General features: G+C 68.0%; 4 protein-coding genes and 1 pseudogene. 1 reads left to right on the top strand and 4 read right to left on the bottom strand.

Features of this window, described 5'->3' with window-relative positions:
• The 3 genes from ACFDSW_RS15255 to glmU all read right to left on the bottom strand — a co-directional run.
• Positions 1–476 (bottom strand): DUF885 family protein (locus tag ACFDSW_RS15255; RefSeq protein WP_375251127.1); only part of this gene is annotated, 476 nt, incomplete at its 3' end.
• Positions 477–576: 100 nt separating this feature from the next.
• Positions 577–2,400 (bottom strand): glutamine--fructose-6-phosphate transaminase (isomerizing), encoded by a 1,824-nt coding sequence (glmS, locus tag ACFDSW_RS15250; RefSeq protein ID WP_375251126.1) that lies wholly within the window; start codon positions 2,398–2,400, stop codon positions 577–579.
• Between the two features lies 1 nt (position 2,401).
• Positions 2,402–3,748: a bifunctional UDP-N-acetylglucosamine diphosphorylase/glucosamine-1-phosphate N-acetyltransferase GlmU gene (gene glmU / locus ACFDSW_RS15245; protein ID WP_375251125.1), complete on the bottom strand. Its 1,347-nt coding sequence runs from the start codon at positions 3,746–3,748 to the stop codon at positions 2,402–2,404.
• A 63-nt stretch (positions 3,749–3,811) separates the two neighbouring features.
• On the opposite strand from glmU, the gene ACFDSW_RS15240 reads away from it, so the two are divergent.
• Positions 3,812–4,480 carry an HAD hydrolase-like protein gene (locus ACFDSW_RS15240; RefSeq protein WP_375251124.1) on the top strand — a complete coding sequence of 223 codons (669 nt, stop codon included), beginning with the start codon at positions 3,812–3,814 and terminating at the stop codon, positions 4,478–4,480.
• A 309-nt stretch (positions 4,481–4,789) separates the two neighbouring features.
• Here the strand turns inward: ACFDSW_RS15240 and ACFDSW_RS15235 are convergent.
• A pseudogene (locus ACFDSW_RS15235) lies at positions 4,790–5,012 on the bottom strand (hypothetical protein); the annotation flags it as partial.

Genomic DNA, 5,012 nt, shown 5'->3' with positions numbered 1-5,012 from the left:
TGCGCATTGGCGGCCGAGAATTTGGCGAGCCGCGCGAGATAGCTGGCATAATCCGCGCGCGTGCGCATCGGCACCACGTCGGCCAGCCCGGCGAACGACTGGAACCAGCTGCCCAGGATCGACATGTTCATCAGCCGCGAACCGTAAAGGTTACCCTCCACCTGCTCGGACAGCAAACGGCGCAGCAGCGCCTTGTCCACCCGCGCGGCGGGGGTCAGCCCATCGTCGGGGATCGCGTCGAGCCGCGCGACGAACGCCCCGGCTTCCTGCGCCTGCCGATCCATCGCCGCGATGCTGAAGTCGCCGAGTTCGCTGTCATAGTCGCGGACCCCGGCGGCGCTGGCGAGAACGGGATTGTTGCGCAGATACCAGCGCCAGTGATCGTCGATCACCCGCGCCAGATCATCCCCCGGCGCCGCGATCGCCGGCGTTACGGTGGAACAGGCCATCAACATGGCCAGCAGCAAACGACGCATCACATTCCCCCTGTCGACGGCCACAGACGTCACCGAACCGGCGCACGCGGTCAAGGGGAGTGGCGCCGCCCGATCCGATCGGCCGACGGCGTGGCGCCGGTCACTCCACCGTGACGCTTTTCGCCAGATTGCGCGGCTGGTCGACATCGGTGCCCTTGGCGACGGCGACGTGATAGGCCAGCAACTGCACCGGCACCGCATAGACCAGCGGGGCGATCAGCGGGTGGACCTTGGGCATGGTGATCGTCGCGATGCAGCCGTCGCCGGCGGCGGCGACACCATCATAATCGCTGATCAGCACCACCTTGCCGCCGCGCGCCTGCACCTCCTGCATGTTGCTGACGGTCTTGTCGAACAGCGGCCCCGACGGGGCGATCACCACGACCGGGACGTTTTCGTCGATCAGCGCGATCGGCCCATGCTTCATCTCGCCCGCGGCATAACCCTCGGCGTGGATGTAGCTGATCTCCTTCAGCTTCAGCGCTCCCTCCAGCGCCAGCGGATAATCGGTGCCGCGCCCCAGGTACAGCACGTCGCGCGCACCGGCAATCGCCCCCGCCATCGCCTCGATCGATTCGTCATACGCCAGTGCGCCGTTGATCGCGGCGGGCGCTTCCGCCAGGTGCCGCACCAACTGCCGCTCGTCCGCTTCCGAAAGCCGCCCCTTCGCCTTGGCGAGGTTCGCCGCCAGCGCGGCCAGCACCGCCAGCTGGCAGGTGAACGCCTTGGTCGACGCGACGCCGATCTCCGGCCCGGCGTGCGTCGGCAGCAGCAGGTCCGCCTCGCGCGCCATCGTGCTGGTCGGCACGTTGACCACCACCGCGATCGTCTGCCGTTCCGAACGGGCATGGCGCAGCGCGGCCAGCGTATCGGCGGTCTCCCCCGACTGGCTGATGAACAGCGCCAGGCCGCCCTCGTCCATCACCGGCGCGCGATAGCGGAACTCGCTGGCGACATCGAGATCGACCGGCACGCGGGCGAATTGTTCAAACCAGTATTTCGCGACCATCCCGGCGTAGAAACTGGTCCCGCACGCGACGATCGTGACGCGGCGGATGCCGGACAGGTCGAAATCCGGGATCGGAAGCGCGACCCGCCCCTCGAAGCGGTGCAGATAGGCGCGCAGCGTCTGCGCAACGACGATCGGCTGCTCGTAAATCTCCTTCTGCATGAAATGGCGATGATTGCCCTTGTCGATCAACGCGCCGGTGACGCCGGAGATCGTCACCGCCCGCTCGACCGGATTGTTGTCGCGATCGAACACCTGCGCGCCGTCGCGCGTGCAGACGACCCAGTCGCCCTCGTCCAGATAGGCGATCCGCTGCGTCAGCGGGGCGAGTGCCAAAGCGTCCGAACCGAGATAGGTCTCCCCCTCGCCATGGCCGACGACCAGCGGCGACCCGAGCCGCGCACCGATCAACAGGTCAGGATGGCTGCGGAACAGGATCGCGAGCGCGAACGCGCCATGCAGCCGCGGCAGCGCCGTGCGCACCGCGTCCTGCGGCGAAAGCCCGGCCTCGACCTGCTCACTGATCAGATGCGCGACCACCTCGGTGTCGGTCTCGCTGGTGAACACGCGGCCGCGCGCCTGCAGCTCCTCGCGCAGCGGCTTGAAATTCTCGATGATGCCGTTGTGGACCACCGCCACCTCGTCGGTGGCATGCGGGTGTGCGTTGTTGGTGGTCGGGCCGCCGTGGGTCGCCCAGCGGGTATGCGCAATCCCGGTCGTACCCGGCAGCGGGTGCGCGGCCAATTCCTTCGCCAGGTTGACGAGCTTGCCCGAGGCGCGCCGCCGCTCGATCGCGCCATCGACCACGGTGGCGATCCCGGCGGAGTCATAGCCACGATATTCCAGACGCTTCAGTCCGTCGAGCAACCGATCCGCCACGTCGTCCGTGCCGAGAATTCCAACAATGCCGCACATTCTATTTGCCGTCCTTCTTGGCTTTCATCATCGCCCGGAACCGTGCCGCCCAGCCGCCTCGCTCTTCCTGCTGACCGCGTGCGACAGCAAGTGAATCATCGGTAACATCCCGGACCACCACGGAACCCGCCCCGACGATCGCTCCCTTGCCGATGCTGACCGGCGCGACCAGGGCGGAATTGGACCCGATGAAAGCACCCTCCCCGATGACGGTGCGATATTTGCGGAAACCGTCATAATTGCACGTGATCGTGCCCGCGCCGATGTTCGCGCCCGCGCCGACATCGGCATCACCGATATAGGCGAGATGATTGGCCTTCGCGCCCGCACCCAGCCGCGCCTTCTTCACCTCGACGAAATTGCCGACCTTGGCCTTCGCCTCGATCACCGCGCCGGGCCGCAGCCGCGCGAAGGGGCCCAGTTCGGCACCCGGAGCGACGGTCGCGCCCTCGATATGGCTGAAGGCACGGATCGTCACGCCATCGGCGATCGTCACCCCAGGGCCGAACATCACGTTCGGCTCGATCGTCACATCCCGCCCGATCACGGTATCATGAGCGAACCAGACGGTGTCCGGCGCGATCAGCGTCGCGCCGTCCGCCATCGCCCGCACGCGGCGGGCGTGCTGCCAACGCGCTTCCACCCCCGCCAGCTCGGCACGGCTGTTCACCCCCGCCACCTCATCGGCGGCGACCTCGATCGAGGCCGCCCCGCCGGCCAGTTCGACCACGTCAGTCAGATAATATTCGCCGGCCGCATTGTCGTTGCCCAATCTGGCGAGCAACGCGAACAAATCCGTCGCGCGCGCCGCCATCAAACCGGAGTTGCACAGCGTCTCGGCGCGTTGGGCCGGGGTGGCATCCTTATATTCGACGATCTTTTCGATCCGGTCGGTGCCCGGCGTCAGGATCACGCGGCCATAAGCCGCCGGATCGGCGGGGCGGAAACCCAGCACCACCACCTTCGGCGCATCGGCGGCGTGAAGCCGCTCGACCATCGCGCGCATCGTCGCCGGCTGGACCAGCGGCACGTCACCATAGAGGATCAGCACGTCGCCATCGAAGCCGGCGAGCGCCTGCTCCGCCTGCATCACCGCATGCCCGGTGCCCAGCTGTTCGGCCTGCTGCGCGATCGTGGCGCCGAGCGGCGCGACCGCCGCCTCCACCTCCTCTCGACCCGCGCCGACCACCACCACCGTCCGCTCGGGCGACAGCGTCGCCGCATTGTCCAGCAGGTGCAGCAGCATCGGCCGCCCCGCGATGGGATGCAGCACCTTGTGCAGATCCGATTTCATACGGGTGCCCTTGCCGGCGGCGAGCACGATAACGGCGACGGGGGTAGTCGACATGGGGCCACGCCCTGCCACCCTTCGCTTGCCAATTCCAGTCCGCGCGGGCAACGCGGGCGCGGCATGACTTCTTTCCCTTTCGATATCGTCGGCCTCGATCTCGACGGCACGCTGCTCGACACCTCGGGCGATCTGGCCGCGGCGGTCAATCATGCGCTCGCGTCGGTGGGGCGGCCGCCGCTGACGGTCGAGCAGGTCAAGCCGATGATCGGTGGCGGCGCGCGGCATATGCTGGCGCAGGGAATGGCGGCAACGGGCGGCTGTACCGAGGAGGAGCTTGGCGTCCTGCATCGCCGGCTGCTCGATTTCTACGAAGCGCATATCGCGGTGCTGACGCGGCCCTATCCGCACGCGATCGACACGCTGGACCGGCTCGATGCGCTGGGGGTGAAAGTGGCGATCGTCACGAACAAGCTGGAGGCGCTGGCGCTGGCGGTGCTTGACGCGCTGGACCTCACACGACGGTTCGCGTGCGTCATCGGTGGCGACACGATGGGGCCTGGCAACGGCAAACCCAGCCGCATGCCGATCGATGCGATGATCGCCCGATGCGGCGGCGGCCGGGCGGCGTTCGTCGGCGATTCCGGGTTCGACGTCGCGGCGGCCCATGCCGCCGGCATCCCCGCGGTCGCCTGCCGCTTCGGCTTTCTCATGCAACCGGTCGAGGAACTCGGCGCGGATGCCATCATCGACGGGTTCGACGAACTGATCCCGGCGCTGTCGTCGTTGTGACCCGGCGAACCCGTGCGGCGCGGCTGCTGCTGGCGGCGGCGCTGATCGTCGCGATCGTGATGGCGCTGATCCCGGCTCCGCCCGATCTGGGCGTGGGCGACAAATGGCAGCACATGACCGCGTTCGGCACGCTGACGATCCTCGCCGCCGCGGCCTTTCCGCGGGCGCGGCTGATGTTGATCGGCGAGCGGCTGTCGTTCGTCGGCGCGTTGATCGAGGTGTTTCAATCGCTGCCCGCGATCCACCGCGATACCGAGGTGATGGACTGGGTCGTCGATACGATCGTCATCATCGGGGTATTGGTGGTGATCAGGATCGTGCGGGAACGACGCGCTTCCACATTTGGATCGCCAGGTGCCGCGCCAGTAGCGGGGCGGGCATCCGGATCCAGTGCGAGCGAACGTAGAAGGCCAGCCGCGTCGCGGGCCGCGTCGCACGGCCCCAGCCGTCGCGCGCCCGCAGGCGGCGCGCGAACCACGCATCCCCCCCCCCCCGCCGCGCGCGCACCCCCCGCCCCCGCGGTCCGAAGAAA

The organism is Sphingomonas sp., assembly GCF_042091075.1.
Taxonomy (GTDB): domain Bacteria; phylum Pseudomonadota; class Alphaproteobacteria; order Sphingomonadales; family Sphingomonadaceae; genus Sphingomonas.
The sequence above is the reverse complement of the archived record's forward strand: the minus strand, read 5'-3'. Positions and strand labels throughout refer to the sequence as shown.